This window comes from Psychrosphaera aquimarina (assembly GCF_032461525.1).
GTDB lineage: Bacteria > Pseudomonadota > Gammaproteobacteria > Enterobacterales > Alteromonadaceae > Psychrosphaera > Psychrosphaera aquimarina.
In genome coordinates this window covers 803947-826117 of record NZ_JAWCUA010000007.1, presented here as the reverse complement: position 1 = coordinate 826117, position 22171 = coordinate 803947, and the positions used below count along the sequence as shown (strand labels likewise).

The 22171-nt window shown below is 37.4% G+C and carries 19 protein-coding genes; 5 read left to right on the top strand and 14 right to left on the bottom strand.

The genetic code is table 11. From position 1 onward, the window contains the following. Positions 1-59: 59 nt before the first annotated feature. The 4 genes from RT723_RS10215 (at position 60) to RT723_RS10200 (ending at position 5333) form a co-directional block, all read left to right on the top strand. A complete protein-coding gene (locus RT723_RS10215) occupies positions 60-1388 on the top strand; it encodes a S1 family peptidase (RefSeq protein ID WP_315946961.1) in 1329 nt (442 codons plus the stop codon). Continuing rightward, positions 1379-2362, top strand: a complete 984-nt coding sequence (locus tag RT723_RS10210; RefSeq protein WP_315946960.1) for an FHA domain-containing protein — start codon at positions 1379-1381, stop codon at positions 2360-2362. The genes RT723_RS10215 and RT723_RS10210 overlap by 10 nt, the downstream gene beginning before the upstream one ends. Continuing rightward, positions 2349-3080: a tRNA-uridine aminocarboxypropyltransferase gene (locus tag RT723_RS10205; RefSeq protein WP_315946959.1), complete on the top strand. Its 732-nt coding sequence runs from the start codon at positions 2349-2351 to the stop codon at positions 3078-3080. Before RT723_RS10210 ends, RT723_RS10205 begins: the two co-directional genes overlap by 14 nt. Positions 3081-3266: 186 nt before the next feature. Next, positions 3267-5333: a M13 family metallopeptidase gene (locus RT723_RS10200; RefSeq protein WP_315946958.1), complete on the top strand. Its 2067-nt coding sequence runs from the start codon at positions 3267-3269 to the stop codon at positions 5331-5333. 283 nt (positions 5334-5616) lie between these two features. Here the strand turns inward: RT723_RS10200 and RT723_RS10195 are convergent, their stop codons facing one another. The 7 genes from RT723_RS10195 to RT723_RS10165 form a co-directional block, all read right to left on the bottom strand. Next, positions 5617-6480, bottom strand: coding sequence for a DNA ligase (locus RT723_RS10195; protein WP_315946957.1), 864 nt, complete (start codon positions 6478-6480; stop codon positions 5617-5619). Between the two features lie 123 nt (positions 6481-6603). Continuing rightward, positions 6604-7899: an inorganic phosphate transporter gene (locus tag RT723_RS10190; RefSeq protein WP_216053731.1), complete on the bottom strand. Its 1296-nt coding sequence runs from the start codon at positions 7897-7899 to the stop codon at positions 6604-6606. A 41-nt stretch (positions 7900-7940) separates the two neighbouring features. After that, complete coding sequence (locus RT723_RS10185; RefSeq protein WP_216053732.1) at positions 7941-8618, bottom strand: TIGR00153 family protein; 678 nt, start codon at positions 8616-8618, stop codon at positions 7941-7943. Between the two features lie 246 nt (positions 8619-8864). Further along, on the bottom strand, positions 8865-9572 hold the full coding sequence (phoU, locus tag RT723_RS10180; protein WP_315946956.1) for a phosphate signaling complex protein PhoU: 708 nt from the start codon (positions 9570-9572) through the stop codon (positions 8865-8867). Positions 9573-9640: 68 nt separating this feature from the next. Continuing rightward, positions 9641-10465, bottom strand: a complete 825-nt coding sequence (gene pstB, locus RT723_RS10175; RefSeq protein ID WP_216053734.1) for a phosphate ABC transporter ATP-binding protein PstB — start codon at positions 10463-10465, stop codon at positions 9641-9643. Positions 10466-10544: 79 nt separating this feature from the next. Continuing rightward, complete coding sequence (gene pstA, locus RT723_RS10170; protein WP_315946955.1) at positions 10545-12194, bottom strand: phosphate ABC transporter permease PstA; 1650 nt, start codon at positions 12192-12194, stop codon at positions 10545-10547. A gap of 32 nt (positions 12195-12226) precedes the next feature. Further along, positions 12227-14482 (bottom strand): ABC transporter permease subunit, encoded by a 2256-nt coding sequence (locus tag RT723_RS10165; protein ID WP_315946954.1) that lies wholly within the window; start codon positions 14480-14482, stop codon positions 12227-12229. Between the two features lie 231 nt (positions 14483-14713). Here RT723_RS10165 and RT723_RS10160 point away from each other — a divergent pair, with 231 nt between their 5' ends. Next, a complete protein-coding gene (locus RT723_RS10160) occupies positions 14714-15220 on the top strand; it encodes a glycine cleavage system transcriptional repressor (protein WP_216053736.1) in 507 nt (168 codons plus the stop codon). Positions 15221-15291: 71 nt separating this feature from the next. On the opposite strand, the gene RT723_RS10155 is transcribed toward RT723_RS10160, so the two are convergent. The 7 genes from RT723_RS10155 to RT723_RS10125 form a co-directional block, all read right to left on the bottom strand. Further along, a complete protein-coding gene (locus tag RT723_RS10155) occupies positions 15292-16260 on the bottom strand; it encodes a PstS family phosphate ABC transporter substrate-binding protein (protein ID WP_216053737.1) in 969 nt (322 codons plus the stop codon). Between the two features lie 248 nt (positions 16261-16508). Continuing rightward, a complete protein-coding gene (locus tag RT723_RS10150; protein WP_315946953.1) occupies positions 16509-17450 on the bottom strand; it encodes a Ppx/GppA phosphatase family protein in 942 nt (313 codons plus the stop codon). A 147-nt stretch (positions 17451-17597) separates the two neighbouring features. Then, positions 17598-18917: a phosphate regulon sensor histidine kinase PhoR gene (gene phoR / locus RT723_RS10145; RefSeq protein WP_315946952.1), complete on the bottom strand. Its 1320-nt coding sequence runs from the start codon at positions 18915-18917 to the stop codon at positions 17598-17600. A gap of 11 nt (positions 18918-18928) precedes the next feature. Continuing rightward, positions 18929-19612 (bottom strand): phosphate regulon transcriptional regulator PhoB, encoded by a 684-nt coding sequence (phoB, locus tag RT723_RS10140; RefSeq protein WP_315946951.1) that lies wholly within the window; start codon positions 19610-19612, stop codon positions 18929-18931. Positions 19613-19813: 201 nt separating this feature from the next. Next, positions 19814-20719 carry a porin gene (locus RT723_RS10135; RefSeq protein ID WP_216053741.1) on the bottom strand — a complete coding sequence of 302 codons (906 nt, stop codon included), beginning with the start codon at positions 20717-20719 and terminating at the stop codon, positions 19814-19816. A gap of 150 nt (positions 20720-20869) precedes the next feature. Continuing rightward, positions 20870-21703, bottom strand: a complete 834-nt coding sequence (locus RT723_RS10130) for a metallophosphoesterase family protein (RefSeq protein ID WP_315946950.1) — start codon at positions 21701-21703, stop codon at positions 20870-20872. Then, entirely contained in the window at positions 21703-22104 is a 402-nt protein-coding gene (locus RT723_RS10125) for a hypothetical protein (protein ID WP_315946949.1), read from the bottom strand. Before RT723_RS10125 ends, RT723_RS10130 begins: the two co-directional genes overlap by 1 nt. Positions 22105-22171 lie beyond the last annotated feature (67 nt).

Sequence of the window (22171 nt, the reverse complement as noted above, 5' to 3'; positions counted from 1 at the left end):
CATTTTTATTTTCATCGTTTAAAACTGTGAATGGGTATCACCCAATGGAGTTTGTTTAATTGAATAATACAAAAAAAATAAGTGTTACAAACTTACGAATTGGCTTATGCAGCTTAATGGTAATGGTATGTTTATTAATACCCAAAGCCGTAGTAGCACAGGATGCTAATGAGTTATTTACCACCTTTAGCCCAGCGTTAGTTCAGATTAAGTCTATTAATCTAGAGTCAGGACAGAAATCCTCAATAGGCACTGGATTTTTCATCTCAGCAAGTGGTGATTTAGTCACTAACTATCACGTCATTTCTAGTTATGTGCAGTCACCAGAACAATACAAGTTAGAATACGTAGATGATCAAGAGCGCACGAGTAGTGTGTCTGTGGTTGCGGTAGATGTAATAAACGACCTTGCCTTGTTATCAAGTAATGCAAACAGCGATGTATTTTTTAAATTGTCAGAGCAAGAGCCAGAAAAAGGATCGGATTTATTTGCGTTAGGTAACCCGCATGATCTTGGAATGATCGTCGTTCCTGGTACATATAATGGTGTGCAATTAAAAAGCTTTTACCAACGTATTCACTTCACTGGGTCAATAAACCCAGGTATGTCTGGTGGGCCAACGGTTAATCAAGCTGGCAATGTGGTTGGTATTAATGTGGCTACTGCAGGTAATCAAATTGGATTCTTAGTGCCGGTTGAACGCTTATGGTTGTTAGTAAAAAAACAGAAAAAACTCGATAACCTTGTGGATCAAGATGAGTCGGGTGTATTAGAAACAGCCCCTGATTTAATTGCCGACATCCGCGACCAATTAATAGAAAACCAAACCGATTTATACCAAGAATTATTAAAAGGTGAATGGCCATCAAGTACTTTAGGTGGTGCAACAGTGCCTAAAGAAATGTCTAAATTTATGCCTTGTTGGGGTGATTCAAACCAAGACCAAGAGAAGAAACAATACAACCAAGCAACGTCAAACTGTCGTTTGGATGAAAGCATTTATATTAGTGACTCACTACGTACAGGCTTTGCTCAAATCGGCTTTAATTGGATTGAAAGTGACAAGCTGAACAATATGCAATTAAGTCATTTGTATACATTAAACCTAAACAGTCGTTACGGAAGAAACAATGCCGGCAGCGATGATGTAACGGATTTTCATTGTAATGAAAGCATTATGAATAATGCGGTCGGCGATGTGGTAAAAGGCATGACATGTATTCGAGCGTACCGTAAATATGAAGGTTTATTTGATGTACGTTTTCATTCTTTGTTGCTCGAAAAGGATAACCAAACCCTTATTGGGAAATACTTTTTGCAAGGGGTGACCCAGCAAACGGCTCATGCTTTTTATGCTAAGTTTATGGAGAATGTTCAATGGAATTAATTATTGAATTGATCACCCGTAATAACAAAGTGCAAAGTTTTCATAAGCTGTCTGGCGAAACGATCAGTATTGGGCGAGCTTACGACAATGATCTTGTACTGCAAGAAGAACATACAAGTCCGTATCACGCCAAAATAGAATATTCAGAAGAAGGCGAGCTCACCTTAATTGATAATGATTCGGTTAATGGCATCCGAGACCGTAAAAACAAAGTGTTAGGCTCAAAAGTTCAACTCAAATCGGGGGATGTGCTCACCATAGGCAAACATCTGATCCGTATTTTGTTGCCGAATCATGAAATCACTCAAACGAAAAAGCTTAACGTATTTGAAGACGTAGCAAGACATATGAATCAATGGTATTTAGCACTGTTGGCTGCATTAGTCTTCTTTTCGAGCACGATAATTAAATCATATTTATCGTCTGTGACGGAGATCATCTGGAGTAAGTTATCTGCCACCGCTTTGTTAGTGACTATCGCATTAATGTTAGTCCCTATGTTAATTGCATTGTCAGCGAGAGTATTTAAGAAAGAAGTTAAATTTTTTACTGCGGTTGTCTTTAGTTTTGCGATGTTTGTGACATGGCAGATCACCACCGCGTTTGGTCAGATACTATTATTTAACTGGGGTGACGCTGGTTTAGTAACGGTAGGTGCCGACATAGTAGAATTTGTATTAATGGTGATTTTCTTTAGTGGCTGTTTTTATCTCGCCAGTAATATGAGCTTAAAACGCATTGCGGTTATTTCTTGTGTATTGGTGGTTTCGATTGCTGCGTTGTTTCATTTTAGTGCTCAAAGCGATGGTAAAGTTCAACCATACCCAATGGCGTATGCGTTAGTTTTACCTTCGAGTATGTTGGTGAGTTCGCCAATATCCACAGAGCAATATATTGAAAATACCAATGAGCTATTTGAATCAGCACAAAACGAAGCTAACAAACGAAATAAAGAAGCGGATGACAACAAATAATACCAATTTAGAGCAGGGCGATAAGCCGGATATAAAAGATTCAGTCGGCTTTAAAAATAATTCAGTACGGGTTTTACGCGATTATCAACGCCAGTTTTCAACTCGTGAGTTTAAAGCTCGCGGCTATCTTTTAAAACGATGTGAATCTTGTTTATTAGCAGAAAGTAAATGTGTTTGTGATTTAGTGCCGCAGTTAGAGTCGGATATCGGTGTGTGTATGCTGATGTACCATGCTGAGTATTATAAACCTTCTAACACCGGACAATTAATTTGCGCGGTGATCAAAGACAATTATGCTTTTCGTTGGCAAAGGACGGAGTTGGAGTCGACACTTGAGCAACTATTAACGAATGAACTATGGTATCCCATAATTGTTTTCCCCCACGATAATGTAGAGCCTGAACGTCAATTACAACAAGTTCCAGACTCACTGCACCTACAAGGTAAGCGCCCTTTGTTAATATTTTTAGATGGCACATGGCGTCAAGCGAAAAAGATGTTTGTGAAGTCGCCATATTTGTCAAATTTGCCAGTATTGCAAGTGTCTGATATCGCTAAAGGTAATTATCAATTACGTGAGGCTTATCATGAACATCATTTAAGCACGGTGGAAGTTGCCGCTGAAATATTTAAACAAGTTGGTGAGGTTAACATTGCTGAAAATTTAAACCATTTATTTGAAGTGTTTAAAGATGGTTACAAAGAATTTAAACGGTAGTCGATTTAAATTGTAAGCAAGGATTGCTAGCGTTGACTTTAATGTAACAATCCGTAATCTAATTGAGTCTTTTTAACAGTGAGTCGTGCGCTTATAACAACTGTTAAAAATTAAAATAATAATATTGATAATTGGTTAAAGCGGAATTTAGTCAATCAATCTACCACCAGACATTTTGGAATAGTCATGAAAAAAATTAGTGTAATTGCAGCCAGTGTTGCTCTTAGTATTGGAGCGCTGTCGTTAACGGCATGTTCGCCAAAACAAGATTCTCAAGTTGAGCAAGCTGAAGTTAAAGCGTTAACGTCAGGCATCGCGCTTGAAAATATGGATAAAAGCTATAAAGCGACCGACAACTTTTATCGTCATACCAATGGTAAATGGTTAGATACTACAGAGATCCCAGGGGATAAATCTAACTATGGTTCGTTTACAAAACTCTATGACGATGCACAACAAAACCTAAAAACGATTATTGAGCGTGCTTCTACGGCAAAAAATAATAAACCAGGCTCTGACGAGCAAAAATTAGGTGATTTTTATAATTCATTTATGGATGAGTCAGAAGCTGAAAAAAATGGATTTGAACCATTAAAAGGTTTAGTGGCAAAGATTAATTCAGTGGAAACACATAACGACGTTGCTTCATTAATTGGCGGGCTTTATAGCGCTGGGGTTAATGGACCTTTAGGTTGGTATGTGAACAATGATGCAAAAAAATCAGACCAATATGCTGTATATGTAGTGCAATCGGGTCTAGGTTTACCGGATCGTGATTACTACCTAAAAGATGACGAAAAATCAGTTAATAACCGTGCTGCTTACGTAAGTTATATTACTGATATGTTAACAATGGCAGGTTATGAAGATGCCAATGGAGCTGCGACTCGTATCTTAGCACTAGAAACTCAAATTGCTGAAAGACAGTGGTCACGAGTTGAAAGCCGCGATGCCAATAAACGTTATAACAAATACAGCACTGAAGAATTTGCTAAATACATGGGTGATTTCCCATGGGAAATTTATGCAAAAACAACGGGTTTAGATAAAATTGATAGCTTAATTGCTTCACAAAACACGTATTTAAAAGCGTTTGGTGAAATATTTAATACCATAGACGTAAACACTTGGAAAGAGTACTTAACTCTGCATTTAGTGTCTGAATACAGTGGTAAATTGTCTAAACAGTTTGTTGATCGTAACTTTAGCTTTTATGGTACAGATTTACGCGGTATAGAAGAACAACAGCCACGTTGGAAAAAAGCCGTTAATGGCGTTAACTCGGTGTTAGGTGAATTGTTGGGACGATTATATGTCGCGGAGCACTTTAAACCTGAAGCGAAAGAACGCATGGAGCAGTTGGTTAAAAACGTAATCAAAGGCTTCGAAGTTGGCATTCAAGACCTTGAATGGATGAGTGAAGAAACAAAGAAATCGGCATTGGATAAATTATCTAAATTTGTACCTAAGATTGGCTACCCTGATGAGTGGAAAGATTACTCTTCTTTAGAAATTAAAGCGGGTGATTTGGTTGGTAACTACATGCGTTACAACCAATGGGAAATGCAAAATATGTTGGACAAATTAGGTAAGCCTATTGATCGCAACGAATGGCACATGACGCCACAAACAGTTAATGCCTATTACAACCCAGTTATGAACGAAATTGTATTCCCTGCTGCTATTTTACAACCTCCATTCTTTAACTTAGAAGCTGAAGATGCAGTGAACTACGGTGGCATCGGTGCGGTTATCGGACATGAATTAGGACATGGTTTTGACGACCAAGGTGCTAAATATGACGGTGATGGTAATTTACGTAACTGGTGGACTGATTCTGATAAAGAGCAATTTAATGCTCGTGGCCAAATGTTCTCAGAGCAATATAGCAAGTTCGAAGTATTCCCTGGTGAGTTTGTAAATGGCGATTTAACCTTAGGTGAGAATATTGGCGATTTAGGTGGATTAACTATCGCTTATAAAGCTTACTTCTTGTCACTTGATGGTAAAGAAGCTCCGGTACTTGATGGATATACGGCCGAGCAACGAATCTTCTTAGGTTGGGGACAAATCTGGCGTCGTTTGTATCGTGATAAAGAGTTACAAACACGTCTTAAAACGGATTCTCATTCACCAAGTGAATATCGCGTAAATGGCATTGTTCAAAACATGCCTGAATTTTACGAAGCTTTCGGTGTTAAAGAAGGTGATGGCCATTACTTGAAAAAAGAAGACCGTGTGAAAATTTGGTAATTAGTTTTAATTATTAAAATTTACGATTTGAAAATGCCAGCTTTTGCTGGCATTTTTTTGTTTATACCAATTATCTTTTTCATACTAAATATACCTAGACCATCTTTAACTAAAAAAGCTATATATTTAACGAGCAATACATTATTTATAATATTTGGCTTACGGCTTACGGCTTACGGCTTACGGCTTACGGCTTACGGCTTACGGCTTACGGTTTACGGTTTACGGTTTACGGCTTACGGCTTATAGCTTATTTCTCGAAACTCGCCACTAGAAACTCCCCCTACAACGCCTCCAGATCAGTCCTAATTCGAATAAAGGTAGGAAACCTAGGCAATCCAGTCTTTGTGACACCAGAGTGGCGATAGCTAATAATAGTGCCTATTTTAGGCGGATGTTGTCTTTGTGCTGTGGTGAAACCGGTACCTATCTTAAATTCTATGCCTTGTTTATTTTTTACTAACAATGCCCCCATCATATTTTGGAACTTACCTTTGCCAGTTAAATGGCTTAATACAATTGCGTCTTCATCAAGGTAGGGTTTTAGTTTTTGGATATTGTTAGTGCGGCCTGACTGATAATAAGCATCTGCTTTGTTTAGCATCAACCCCTCACCATTCTGGTTAACAATGCTTTCAAAATAGGTTTTTAGTTGGCTAAATTCAGTAAAGGATTTATGTTCGATGAGCTTTAACCAAGGAATGTTAAGAGGGCTGATTAGTGTTTGTATATAGTTTAGACGTTGGCTGAAAATCAACTCAGATTCAGGTGCATCAAACAACATAAATTTTATCTTTTTCCACTCGGCGTCCACAGGTGTTTGTTTTCTTATAATCCCAGAGACTAAATCAAACTGACCTCTTCTGATCCATAACTCACCTTCTAAAGGCACGATGGGGAAGTCATGGGTAAACCATGCCGGCGCATGAATAAGTTTACCTGTACGAGTTAACAAGTGTTTACCGTTCCAAAAGCCTCTAACACCATCAAGTTTTTCACTGACTAAATAGCCTCGATAACTAAATTGAATGCTTTGTAGGTTAGTGGTTTTCGCTAACATTAATTCTGGGGGGACGAGTTTACTATTCACATATAACGGAGTAATGATTAAGAAAATACAGATAAATAAAATAAGTAACTGAGCCATAACTATCCTTGTTAATAAATGGAAAAGGTAATTATAGATTAAGTTTCTATATTAGGTAATTTATGTAGGGAAATAAAAAAACCAGCCGAAGCTGGTTTTTAACTGTATTGTTTTAATTAGATATTAAGCGATGCCAAATGCACTCTTAAGAATTAAGAAACAAATAATTGAAAGGCCTGCACCAACTGGTAGTGTAATTACCCAAGAAACAACTATGTTTCTAACAACACCTAAGTTAAGCGCTGCAATACCACGTGCTAAACCTACACCCAATACCGCACCAACAAGTGTTTGTGTCGTAGAGATTGGAAGACCTGTACCTGATGCAATAATAACAGTAGAGGCAGCAGCTAGTTCAGCGGCAAAACCACGACTTGGTGTTAAATGCGTAATACCTGTACCTATGGTTTTCATAACTCGGTGACCGAATAACGCCAAACCAGCAACAATACCAAATCCACCAAGTGGTAATATCCACCAAGCTAACGTTGCTTTTGAAGCGATTTCACCGTTGTTACCAACAATGCTTACAACTGCAGCCAAAGGACCAATCGCGTTTGCTACGTCATTTGAACCATGGGCAAATGCCATACAACATGCTGTGATAATCATTAATACTGAGAATATTTTTTCAACATTGTTGAAATGCATCTTCTTGTCAGCTTTAGGGTCAATATTGATTTTACTAATAAAGTACTTACCAATAATCGCTACAATAACACCCACTAATATAGCGTATAAATATGTTTCAGTGGTGCTGATTGATAGGTCGCCAGACTTAACAACGTGTTTCAAGCCTTTTTGGATTGTCACAAGAGACATGATAAAACCGGCTAAGAACATGTAAAAAGGAACATACTTTTTAGCATTTGATAACGGGTCTTTAGTATCGAATATCAAACGTTGTGCAGACATAAAGATAACGTAAGCAAGTGCACCGGAAAGCGCAGGGGTTACTATCCAACTCAATACAATGCCACCAACTTTACCCCAGTTTACTGCATCAGCGCCAACACCAAAGGCAGCAAAACCAACTATTGCACCAACAATGGAGTGGGTAGTAGAGACAGGCCAGCCTAAATATGAAGCAACGGCTAACCATATTGCAGCGGCTAACAATGCTGAAATCATACCAAGCACGAGTAACTCAGGTATTGGAACAAACATCGCTGAATCTATGATGCCTTTACGAATGGTAGAAGTAACTTCACCACCGGCTAAATAAGCCCCAGCAAACTCAAATATCATCGCTATAACGATAGCTTGTTTGATAGTTAGGGCTTTAGAACCTACCGAGGTCCCCATTGCATTTGCCACGTCGTTGGCACCAATGCCCCACGCCATGAAAAAACCAACTACTGCAGCGATAATGACTAACATTACGCCGTATGCTTCAAAGAAATTTGAAATATTATCCATTGGATTAACCTAATTTATTTAGTAAATGATAATGTTTATTATCAGCGTGCAAGCATAAGCTCTAGACGCGAACCGACACGTTCAGCCAAGTCGGCTAACTCACCTATCCATTCAATCATGCGATATGTAACCATGACATCAATAGGATTTAATTCGCTTTCTAAATTTTTAAGTTGTAAACGAATTGCGATCTGCATGCTGTCAGTATCATCTTCAATAGCATCCAATTCATTGATCATCTTTTCAACTAAGTCTACTTCACGGCCTTTAAAACCAGTTTCAAGTAACTCGTCCATTTCGTTGATAGCATTTCTAGCTTGTTTAGTCGCATCGATGTTGCGTTGAACATATGCTTTAAATTCGGCTTGGATCTCTTTAGGAACCGTAAGTTCACGACCTAAAAAACGACCTGAAATGTCTTTCGCTTTATTAGCTATTTTGTCTTGTTGAGTAACAAGTTCGAGGATGTCAGTTCGTTCTACAGGAAGAAATAAACCGCGTGGTAAATTCATTCTAATATCACGTTTTAGCACATCGGCTTCTTTTTCTAATTTAGAAATGTTAGTGCGAATTTCGGCTGCTTTTTTCCAGTCTTCAGCAAATACAGCTTCAAAAAACGGAACTAACAATTTAGCGGAACTATGAACTTTATTAATATGCTCTTCTAATGCTTTTAGAGGAGATTTTGCAAATAAGCCAAGTATTGAATTTGTGGCCATATTTTTAATACCTTTTAGGGGTTGGTAAAAACGTGCGAATTGTAACTTGTGTTTGTGACCTTGTCACACCTGTTTAGTTGATAATGCCATTTAATTACATAAGCATTGCAACAAGAATAGAGTATATGACAGAAATGTTACAATTATGTGACGGGTGAGGAAATAGTGAAATAAAATAGAGTTGAAGGAGAGTTAATGAGTTAAACGCCGTTTTTCTGCGCTTAACTCATTAACTCTTAATTTGAATCAGTTAAGAATGTTATGTTTAATATCGGCTTCCGATGTATGACGAACGTCTTTACCTTTAACAAAGTAAATTACGTATTCAGAGATATTTTGACAACGGTCGCCAACACGCTCTAATGAACGGATGGACCATAATACATCCATAATTTTAGGAATAGACCGTGGGTCTTCCATCATGTAAGTCATTAATTGACGAGCAATCGCTTCGTATTCTTTGTCTAATTCTTTATCCGCTTTGTGTACTTCGAAAGCTGCATCCACGTCCATTCTAGCGAAGGCGTCCAAAACATCATTCAGCATAGCAAGCGCTTTTCGACCCATGCCATCCATAGAGACTAGAAACTCTTGCTGAGTATTACTAAATGACTCTAGTGCTACCTTAGCGATACGTTTTGCTTCATCGCCAATACGCTCTAGGTCTGTAATGGTCTTGATTATGGCAAGCACTAAACGTAAGTCAGAAGCGGCTGGTTGACGTTTTGCAATGATCCGTGTGCAATCTTCGTCAATTTTAACATCCATCTTGTTGACAAGGTAATCCGACTCTAACACTTGTTTTGCTAAATCTTTATCACGTTTATTAACGGCGTTTAAGGCATTGGTAAGTTGTTGCTCAACCAAACCACCCATTTTTAATACGTCGTTTCTGATCTGCTCTAACTCTTCGTTAAACTGACCTGATATGTGTTTGTTTAAATTTAATTCCATCGTCTTACCTTTGCTCAATTTTGCTATGCCATGTTCTCATCAAGACCCAAAAGGGTGACTTAATTCGACTAACCGTAACGACCCGTTATGTAGTCTTCTGTTTTTTTCTTACTTGGTGTTGTAAATAATGTATTTGTGTCAGCATGTTCAATTAACTGCCCCATATACATAAAGGCCGTTTGATCCGAAACTCGCGCCGCTTGTTGCATGTTATGAGTAACGATGACGACCGTGTATTTATCTTTTAATTCTGTAATTAACTCTTCAATTGTTAATGTAGAAATAGGATCAAGTGCTGAAGTTGGTTCATCAAGTAATAAAACTTCTGGCTCAATCGCAATAGCGCGAGCGATAACCAATCTTTGTTGTTGTCCACCTGAAAGGCCTAAAGCACTGTCATGTAAACGGTCTTTAACTTCATTCCAAAGTGCCGCATTTTTTAATGCGTTTTCAACCACTTCATCTAATACTCGTCTATCGTTAACACCTTGTAAACGTAATCCATAAACCACATTTTCATAAATGCTTTTTGGGAATGGGTTAGGGCGCTGAAACACCATACCAACCTTACGACGTAATGACGCAACATCAACCGACTTGTCATATATGTTTTGATTATGTAACAAGATTTGGCCGTCAATCTTACAGGTATCTACTAAGTCATTCATACGGTTGATACAACGTAATAACGTTGACTTACCACAACCAGAAGGACCGATAAACGCCGTTACCTGACCTTTTGGAATATTCATTGTGATATTTTCTAAGGCTTGTTTTTCGCTATAGAAAAGGTTCAAGTTTTTAATGCGCAGTGCAATTTGTTGATCTTGTAAATTGTTTAAATCAATTACAGATGACGTTTTGTTACTCATATCAGGTGCGACGGAAATCATGTCTTACTCACTTAATCGTTTTAATTTTGTCTTAACGAATCTTTTATTTAATTGGTATAAATACCGATTTATTCATTTATTAGTGGTCTAGTGCTTTATACTTTTCACGTAAATGATTACGTATGCCGATGGCCGTGATATTCAAAGCGACAATCACACTCACTAATAAAAAGGATGTTGCATAAACTAATGGTCTTGCCGCTTCCACATTCGGGCTCTGGAAACCAACATCATAAATGTGGAAACCTAAATGCATAAACTTACGGTCTAAATGGACAAACGGGAAGTTACCATCTAACGGTAACGTAGGTGCCATTTTTACAACACCAACTAACATTAACGGTGCAACTTCACCAGCCGCTCGCGCTACAGCCAATATCAAACCTGTCATAATTGCAGGGCTTGCCATAGGGATAACGATGCGCCATAAAGTTTCTGCCTTTGTTGCCCCTAAGGCCAACGAACCTTGACGTAATGCGCCTGGAATACGTGATAACCCTTCTTCAGTCGATACAATAACAACTGGTAGAGTTAATATGGCTAATGTAAGTGCTGACCACATAACACCTGGCGTACCAAACGTAGGACCCGGTAATGCTTCAGGGTAGAATAGTTGGTCTAATGAACCACCTAACATATAAACAAAGAAGCCTAATCCAAATACACCATAAACAATGGATGGCACACCTGCTAGGTTAATTACTGAAATTCTAATGATTTTAGTAATCGCGCCGTTGCCTGCGTATTCATGTAAATATACCGCAGCGATAACACCAAATGGTGTAACGATGACCGCCATTAACATAACCATAAAGACGGTACCGAAAATAGCAGGGAATACACCACCTTCCGTATTAGCTTCACGCGGGTCATCCATTATAAACTTGCCAATTTGGTGACCATATTGACCTAACTTAGCCAGAAATGACATGTCATTAGGAAAAGTTACGTCCAATAAATAATTGACTGGCAAAGTAACTTGCTCGCCGCGCATATCTTTGACGATAACACTGTCACGTTTAGCTAATTGACGAAATTCAAATAACTGCTTTTCATATACGAGATATTCAGTTTGCAGAGCTTGACGTTTTTCAGATAAGTCTAATTTGATTTGGTCGGTTAAATCGCCATCAAGTTCATGTTTTCTTTGTTTTAATCTTAAACGCTCTAACTCATAGTTAATTGCGCCGATTTCATTGTTTTGTAAATCTAACGCTTTTCCATTTAATTCTACGGCTCGTTCTATCGCAGCTAATAAAACTTGTTGTTTGTTTTCGGTAATGACATTGCCATCTTGGACCACACTTTCAACATATCCATAAAAGTTACCATTTTTACTACGTTCAAATACGGCTAAACCTGAAGGCGTTGATTGTTGTTTTATGTATGGCGTTAATAACCATTGGAAATCTAAATCAACATACTCACGGTTGCCGGTTTTTATTAAGTAGCGCTCTACGGTTTCACCTTGTGCTTGTTCAAACAAAACACCAGACTCAATCAACTGCTGAGTAGGTACTTGTTCTTTTTCATATATTTCACCAATAATTGTTTTGGTAGCACCGGATTGTGTGGTGATTTCAAATTGATGAATGCTCGAAGGCCAAAAATAAGATAGGCCACGACTTGCAATTAACATCAACAAACCAATTACTGATAACAAACTGATGCTCACTGCACCCGCTGTCATCCATACCCATGGTGACCCAGACTTGAACCATAATTTCATTTTAATACTCCTGATATCTTCAAGTTATGGGGTTAAAGTGAACTGTACTTTTCACGTAAACGTTGACGAACAAATTCGGCAATGGTGTTTACAACAAAGGTAAATATAAATAAGACAAATGCTGCTAAGAATAGTATTCGGTAGTGAGAACTTCCCACTTCAGATTCCGGCATTTCTACTGCAATATTCGCTGATAAGGTACGCATACCTTCAAAGATGCTCCAATCCATAATTGGTGTATTACCGGTTGCCATTAATACAATCATGGTTTCACCAACCGCACGTCCCAAGCCCATCATTACGGCTGAGAAAATACCTGGACTCGCTGTTAACAATACAACCTTTACTAGTGTCTGCCATTGAGTAGCCCCAAGTGCTAAAGAACCATTTGATAGTGTTTTTGGGACACTGAATACCGCATCTTCTGCAATCGAAAAGATGGTTGGGATTACAGCAAAGCCCATGGCTATACCAACTATTAATGAATTACGTTGGTCAAAGTTAATACCTAACTCATTGGTAATATATAAACGTGTGTTGCCGTCAAATAACCAAAGTTCTACCAGTGGACTTAAGCTAAACGAAGCGTATGAAACTAAAACAACAATAGGTAACAGGATAATGGAGTCCCATCCTTGCGGTACCATGTTTTTGATTTTTTGCGGTAAATTGTGCCAAGCAAACGCGGTGAGCAAAATAGCGATTGGCAATAATATAAGCAATAACACTACACCAGGTAAGTGCTGCTCTATTACCGGAGCTAACCAAAGTCCAGCTAAGAAACCTAAAATTACTGTTGGTAATGCTTCCATGATTTCAACTGTCGGTTTAACAATTTTACGAACGTTTGGAGCCATAAAATAAGCCGTGTAAATGGCCGCGGATAAACCAATTGGAACCGCAAATAACATGGCGTACATCGCTGCTTTTAATGTACCAAATGAGATTGGAACTAAACTGAATTTTGATTCAAAATCATCGCTGGCCGATGACGACTGCCAAACATAATCCGCTTTTGGATATCCTTCGTACCACACCTCTTGCCATAAACCCGACCAAGTTACTTCTGGGTGTTCGTTATCGACTTTTGATATATCCAATGTGTTGTTAGAAATTGAAATTACTGCATTTGAACGAGGAGAGAAAGACAGTGTATTAATCTTTCCTTGTGCAATTTGACCTTGCCATAACTCCGCTTCAGATGTGGTATGGAAAAGATTTATATGTCCTGTATTCGTGCTAGCTAAAAAAGTTCGACGATAAAACTCTGGGTAGATGGCATCAATAGCTGAACCTTGTGCTTCGCCAGTCATATTAAATTGACGAACTTTTACAAAATCACGGCCCTCATCACTATTGGTTTCAAACCATTGTTCAAGCACACCATTACTAAACCCTATGATCATAGAGTTTGCACCAGCAAGAAGGTTTGCAGCTGTGATGGTCACACCTGACTTTGACTTAGCCACTAAGTTGACTGTGTATAATAATTCAACCTCTTCAGCATCCATGGTATCGAATACATAAAGTTGCGTTTTTGTAACCACAAAAACTCGGGATAAACCAGGTGAAACAAAGGTACTGATTATTTTGCCATTAACTTGTGTTAACTCTGTTGAGTTCTTTGTCCATACAATCTCATCAGAAAACATATCTTCTTCACCTTCTAATTTAGTGAAGTAAACTTTTGAATCGGTATGTTGGTGGACTAAGCCAATTGATTGTTCTTCTGTCGCAAATGAAAACTGATCAACAGTAAATAAGTTATCAACTTCCAATGGCATAGCGGCTTCTCCAAAAGGGAAACTCATGTATGGCATTAGTTGTCGTTTGTCATTTGGAAAAGTTATTTTGACCGTGGGTTTCACAATCATTAATTCAGACTGTTGGTTGATATAGCCAAATAACCCTTGTTGCGGAGCCGCAGCATTAAAAGCTGTTACCCTGTTATATGACGGAATTGTTTCCGTTAACACTAATTGCCCGGCATCTTCACCTGAGAGAGAATAAAAATCAATTTCACCTTGTTTGGTTAAAGCAAAGGCAATTTCATTTTGCTCTTCTACCGAAACACTGACGTAATTTTTGGTTAATTCAGTTATCTCACTGATCGGTTCTATATGAGGTGCATTAAAAACGGGCTTTACAATGTAAAGCAGATAAAAGAATATAAGTAACAAGGCGCATAAAACCATTACGCCACCTACGGTTACACCATATTTTGCAACTTTATCTTTGATCAACCTAGTTGATTCAGTTTTTAAAGCGTTGTCTGAAGTTCTAGACATCTAAAAATCCAACTTATTTTCGATTGGGGGCATTATATGGCGTTAATGTTACAGTTATGTGACATTGCAGCTAGGGTAGTGTAATAATTTGATAATGTTATAAATAAAATTGATTAAAAATCAATCATGCAGCGTTGCATCAGTCTATTAATCAATTCACTTTCTGGATTATTTATTGTTTACGGTTAATACTTTGGAAAAGGTGAAAAGCAGTTGAGGATCTAAATTTTCATGAAACGACTTATTTTAACAGTTATAGGTAAAGACCGACTTGGTTTAGTAGAAATCCTTTCTAATACATTGGTTGAGCATAATGCCAATTGGTTAGTGAGCAACTTGTCTCATTTAAGTGGCTACTTTGCTGGGGTTGTAGAAATAGAAGTTGCTGAAGATAATCTTGAAATATTAACCTCTGCGTTGACTCAAATTGATGAACTTAAAATTGATATACATGATGATCTCGGTGAAGAATTACCTGAAGGGCAAGAAATTGAGTTTGTAATAACGGGTAACGATCGTAAGGGCATTGTTCAAGAGTTGGCCAGTATCATTACTCATAAAGGTGGCAGTATTATTCACTTCACCAGTAGTAGACAAACCGCACCTAATTGGGGAGGTGGATTGTTCCACGCGGTTGCGAAAGTCTATTTACCTGTGGGTATGAATGCGGATGTGATTGCTGAAGCTCTTGAAGGATTGGCTTCAGATATTATTGTCGATTTAGATGAAGCTTGTTAGTTACTCATAAACGTTAAGTTGAAAATACAAAAAAACCGAGCCTAGCTCGGTTTTTTGTATTTTAAATGCCCTTAGTTTAAACCAAGAACCTTAAGTTGCTTCTCAACGACTTTTGCAGGTAATGGAATATAACCATCTTTTTCTACAATTTTTTGGCCTTGCTGAGAAAGTACCATTTTCACGAATTCTGACTCCATTGGTGAAAGCGGTTTATTTGGGTGTTTGTTAACATAAACATATAGGAAACGTGCTAATGGGTATTTACCCGATACTGCATTTTCCATGTTTGCTTCAACATAGTTGTTACCTTTTTTAGCTAAAGCAATAGCTCTTACACCAGATGTTTTATAACCTATGCCTGAGTAACCAATACCATTAAGTGATGCTGAAACTGATTGAACAACAGATGCAGAGCCAGGTTGTTCATTTACATTGTTTTTAAAATCGCCTTTACACAATGCTTTCTTTTTAAAGTAGCCGTATGTACCAGATACTGAGTTACGTCCGTATAACTGGATGTCTTTAGCAGCCCATTGTCCAGTTAATCCAGTATCACCCCAACGTGAGATATCTTGGTCACTACCACATTTACGAGTTGCAGAGAAAATGGCATCCACTTCAGATATTTTTAAACCTTTGATAGGGTTATCTTTGTGGACAAACACAGCAAGTGCATCTATCGCAACAGGAATAGCTGTTGGCTTATAGCCAAAACGTTTTTCAAAAGATTCAATTTCTTTTGACTTCATTTTACGGCTCATAGGACCGAAATTAGATGTACCTTCCGTTAATGCAGGAGGCGCTGTAGATGAACCTGCAGCTTGTATTTGAACATTTACATTTGGGTATAAGCGTTTAAATTCTTCTGCCCAAAATGTCATCATATTAGCTAATGTATCTGAACCTACTGTAGAAAGGTTGCCAGAAATACCGCTGGTTTTTTGATATTCCGCAATTGATTTATCAACTGCTGCTGATGATGTAGATACTAACGCAGTTAAGGTTAAACCTAATACGCTGAACAAAGTTTTTAATTTCATATTTTACTCCTGCCAATTTAGTTATTTATTTGGCAATGGGTTAAAGGTTTCGTTACAAAGAATTAATGTTTCTTAAAATCTGCAGCAATCATATTGAGGTTATGTGTCAGTAATATTACAAAGTCAATTTAACTGGAAAATAATTAAAAATTCATTTGTTAGCGGCAACGTTTTTTTGTGTTTTGACAGCGGATAAGTACTCAAGGCGCACATCTCCCCAGAGTAGAAGTTTTTGATAAAAAAGTGTGCTAGTCTTGTTTTTCAATGATTTCAAAGGCAACACCTTGACCAAGATCGGCGTGGGAGTATTGCATTTGAGTTATGGTTAAAGTGCGGAACATAGCAATTAATATGGCCAAGCCTGCGGGGAATACATGTTGTCTTTCTTTATTAATATCACCTAACTGTAATGCGTCAATGGATTTAAATTCAATGATTTGTGACATTAATGTTTCTAAATTGTGAAGGGTAACTAGTTTATTCTTGTCCATCATTTCAATTACGGAAAATATACTCTCTATCGAACCTGAGGTGCCTAAACAAGTATCCCAGCCAAGTTGTTTATAAGTTTGCGCTATGTTTTTTATTTCAGTACTCGCCGCTTGAATCGCATTATTAAAATTTTCCAAGGAGACTTGCCCATCTGCAAAAAATTGGTTAGTAAAACTCACACAACCAATATTCAAACTAGTAAGTAATTTTGGCTCTAATCCATGACCAATGACAAATTCTGACGATCCTCCACCTATATCTATTACAAGCTGAACTTGCTCTGAATAAACCTGACTTATCACACCCTTATAAATCAAACGAGCTTCTTCTTTACCTTGAATGACTTCGATAGGGTAAGGAAATACGTTTTGAGCTTGTGAGATAAAGTCATTAGTGTTATTTGCACACCGTAGTGCTTGCGTGGCGATAACTCTAACGGTTTTGATTGGATAATGCTCTAATACGACTTTGACTTTTTTTAACGTTTCTAAGCCAAGAGAGAATGCATCGGGATTAATTAATCCTGTATTGACTAAGCCATCTGCAAGGCCAACTTTATACTTGGATTTATGAATAATATTTAATTTTTTATTATTGATTTGAACTATGGTCAGGTGGAAACTGTTTGAACCTATATCTAACACTGCAACATGATTGTGGGTATTCGACAGGTTGTTTTTTAAAGGAGAGATATTCAAATTGTTGTCCAGTTACCAAAAGATAACATACTGACTTTATGCATTCATCAATATGTATAGATTTGTAACATAACTGCAATTTTAGTTTTTGTCTATTAGCGGGGTACTTTTAGCAGTGAAGCGGCGCTTTATTATCCATTTGGTTTGTTATTCGTCCACTACTGTTACTTCTTTTACAATAAACCTAGCGGGTATCGTGAATGAAAAACAACTACCAACATTCAGCGTGCTGCTGATTTCTAGATCAGAGTCATGATTTGCTAATATATGTTTCACTATGGATAATCCTAATCCGGAACCGCCTGAGTCACGAGTTCGGGCTTGATTGACACGATAAAATCGTTCGGTAAGTCTTGATAAGTGCTCTGCAGGAATACCATCGCCGGTGTCCTGACAAGTAAATTTAGCACCTCCTTCTTCCGTTTTTTTCCAAGATACGTTAATACTTTGTCCTTTTGGTGTGTACCTAACGGCATTAAATATCAAATTTGAAAAAGCACTTCGTATTTGTTCTTCACTACTACGTATAAACAATTCAGAGTCGGCGTTTAAAGTAATCAGGTGTTCGTTGTCAGATAGGGTGTTCGCTTCTTCAACGATAATATTTAACAATCGTGCAACGTTAACTTTGCTTTGAGTTAATACGTATTGTTTGTTCTCTAATTTAGTCAGAGTGAGTAATTGGTTAACTAATCCTCCCATTCTAATGGTTTGTTCGTTCATCATAGTATGTGCTTTTTTCCAAATAATAGGATCGGGCACATCGGATTCGGTGAGTAATTCTAAATAACCACGCATTACCGTTAATGGAGTGCGAAGCTCATGTGAAACATTGGCTATAAAATCTTTACGCATCTGTTCCATTTGTTTGATTTGGGTTATATCTCGAGCAATTAAGGTCCATTTGTCTTTTTCAAATGGAGCTATGCGGCATTCAAGTATGATGAATTCACTTTCTGGCGATGTCAGCTCGAATGGCTTGTCGTAGTTTTTTGATTCTAAGTAGTGGATAAACTCAGGTTGGCGCAAAAAGTTATCAATGCGATTGCCCATATCTTCTGGCCATTTAAAACCTAACATACTTTGAGCTAACGAATTACACCAAACTAACGTTCTGTCATCGTTAAATACCAGCGCTGCATCTGGAAGTGATTCTGCGCCTAAACGGAAACGTCTCACTAATACACTGAGTTCGTTACGTTTTTTTCTGTGTTTACGCTGTTGTTGATAAATACCATCAAAAACGTCTGCCCAGATCCCTTTAGATGCAGGAGGGTAAGCACCACGTTTGGTCCACAACCAATTTATAAGTAAAGAGAGCTGATGATAATGCCAAACTGATAAACAGATAAATCCTAGGCATAGGCTTTCAGCTGGGACGCCAAAAAAAGTGCCTATTAAGAAAAAAGGCAGTAAAAATATTACTACCTTCGTAAATAACTTTTGACTGTTAGGTAATTGACGCATTTGTTAATTCTTTATGTCGTTTTAGAGAAACGATACCCTGAGCCTCGGACGGTTTGGATCATGGTATTAACTTCACCAATCGCTTTTCTTAATCGTCTTATTTGAACATCGACCGTGCGATCTTCTACATAAACATTGGTTCCCCAAACATGATCAAGTAGTTGTTCTCTACTGTAAACTCTGTCTGGGTGAGTCATGAAAAAGTGAAGCAATCTAAATTCAGTGGGACCTAGCTCTACTAATTTATTGTGCACAGTAACACGATGAGATACTGGATCAAGAATAATACCATCTGCTTCAACCGCTTCTTCAATTGCGGTTGGTGCAACTCGGCGAAGTACCGCTTTTATACGAGCCATTAACTCTTTAGGTGAAAAAGGTTTCGTCATGTAATCGTCAGCACCTACTTCTAACCCTTTAATTTTGTCTTCTTCTTCGCCTTTAGCGGTTAACATAATAATAGGGATATGTTTGGTTAAATCGCCTTGTTTTAACGATTTGGCAATCTGTATACCACTGATATCTGGTAACATCCAATCAAGTAAAATTAACACAGGTACAGGTTCAACTAAGTGACGCTGAGCTTCTTCAAAACTGCCAGCTTCAAGGGCTTGGTAGCCATTTTGTTCTAATATAAAGACCAACATCTCTCTAATAGGAGCTTCGTCTTCAATAATCAAAATTTTATTCATCATTGTTAATCTTTATCAATAGGTTATACAAAATTCAAATAGAATGATGCGGTAATTATCTAGTGAACTTAGTATGTCTTCTTATTGTGACAGTTTTATTACACTGAGGTTAGTTTATAACTAATATTTAATAAAACATGAATTTAAAAAGAAAAAACCGCACTAGGCGGTTTTTACATCATAAAGATTTTTGTAATTTAAGCGTTAGAATTTATGTTCTAACCCAAGTGCTACGTATGATTCGTCAGCACTCATGTCATGATTAAAGGTAGTGTAAAATACATAAGCTTTTGTGTTTTTGCCAAGCTTACGATCCGCACCAATTGAAATGCCAGCGTCATCTTCAAGGGTTTGATATTGGCCTTTTAGATTATAAGAGCCTACTTTGTATTGTGCACTTAACATCATGCCAGACTTCTCAACACCTGATAAAACCGCTTCTTGTGTTTGCAATATTAAGCCTAATACCACGCCTGATACTTTTGTACCCACAGTTAATCGTGTTGCGTCATAGCCTTTAACATCGCTGTCCATGGCAATGGCCGCATAATACTTATCTTTCTTTAATGCTTTATCACCATAAGTTGCAGAAATAGACGTCGCAGCATCATCATTATCTTCATCTAAGATGTAGCTTAAGCCAAACTGCACACCATTAAATTTAGGGCTTTTATAAGTGATAGAGTCATCGGCACGAGTTTCACCTTTCCAGCCTAAGTTTTTAATATCGCCTTCGTAATCAGAGAAAATATCGAATTTACCTTGTGACTGTTTTAATACCGTATCGTTACGTCCTAATAATACTTCACCGAAGTCACCTTTCAATCCAATGTATTGGTTTCTTGATTTTATGTTCTCTGAACCAGAGTTGTCTGCCACATCAACTTGAAACTCATATTGATAAACCAGTGATATACCACCGTCTAGTTTTGTTGAACCTTTTAAGCCAAATCGAGAAGAATTACTTTTTAACTCAGTGATTGCAGCATCGCCGTCATCTGAATTTTGAAAGGACACATTGATTTTACCGTATAAATCGGTTGCCGCTATAGCTGGACTAATCGACGCTGAGATTATGGCAGTTGCAATTAACGTTTTAAGCATTTTCATTATTATGACCCTAGGTAAGGAACTGATTAATTTAATAGATAAATAAAAGTAGTCGTTTTATTTAAGTTTAGACTATTAAAAAACACAAATGTTACAGGAATATTACATGGGTAATAAAAATGTAATAAATAAGACTAAATTTTGTAATATTTAAGGAATGTCGCTCCAATTTACTGCAGTGGCTGGAATACATTCAGGTTCGCACTGTTCTACTGATATATCATTAGGCGTGAAATTCACTTTTGTATATTTAACGTCACGTGTGTTGGCAGTTATTAAATGAGGGAGTTTAACCGAAGGTTTGTACCAATATGAAAATTTATGGCTGTGAGCATGTAACATAAGGTCAAAACCAAACGCTTTTAGTTCATCTGTAAAGGTAAAATCAATATCCCACCAAGGTTCTATGTGTGACATACCTATTGTGTGGTAACGAGTTTCAGTATCACCTATAAGCGCTTCTTGTTGAAGCCAACTCTTATTTGGGACATCTGGGAATTCGTATTTGTTGTCATTATAAGCAATGAATTTAGTGTGCTTATATGTGAATGTATATTCGTATGGACCAATGGTATTTAACCATATTTCACGTCCGTATGATAAAGCATCGTGGTTTCCTATCACAGATAAGATAGGCTTTTTGGCATGGCTAGCAGCTTTACAGGCCCAATCATATTCTTGCTTTACTCCTATTTCAGTTAAATCACCTAATAGTAATATAAAATCCACCTCTTCAATTTTATTTATTTTTGCAATTGTTAATTCAAAATCACCTACGTAATTTTGTGGATCGCCAACAATCGCAATACTAAAGTCTGGTGTGTTTACCGTTTGTTTTTCAATTTGTTTCAACCACATTAAATTTGAATCTAAATTTAATGTGTCGCACTGGAAGTCATAATCCCAAGGGGAGACCTCGAATCGACATGATGTAATGAGAATGATGAAAGCTGGGAAAAGTATAAATTTGTAAATCCTATTCATTATAAATTCACTCGAAAGCCAACGCCAACGTTAACTATGCCCGTTAACCCGAGGAAGCTATAATTGTCTTGATAAAATTGATAATTTCTTAGATAGGAGATTAGCCCGATATCTAACACGCTCCAGTCCCAATAAAGTTCGATGTTATTGGGTATTATAAAGTTGGTTTGCATACTAAATAAAAGCCTTTGATCTGTTGCAGCATAATAATCTTTGGGAGTGTTATCTGGAAATGTTTTGTAAACATCGTGATCTTTACCCTGTAAAAAGGTAAATGAAAAACTATAAGGACGCCATGTGATTGGAATGTCTTTCACATTAAAAAAATATTTGGTATCCATTGAATATCGGTACTTTACGCTAAATAAATTCATATCATCATGTGTAGAACTTTTAGGCACATAACCAGCTCCGACTGATAGAGTATGTTTTTTAAAGAAGGTTTGACTGTAAAAAACATGTCCAATA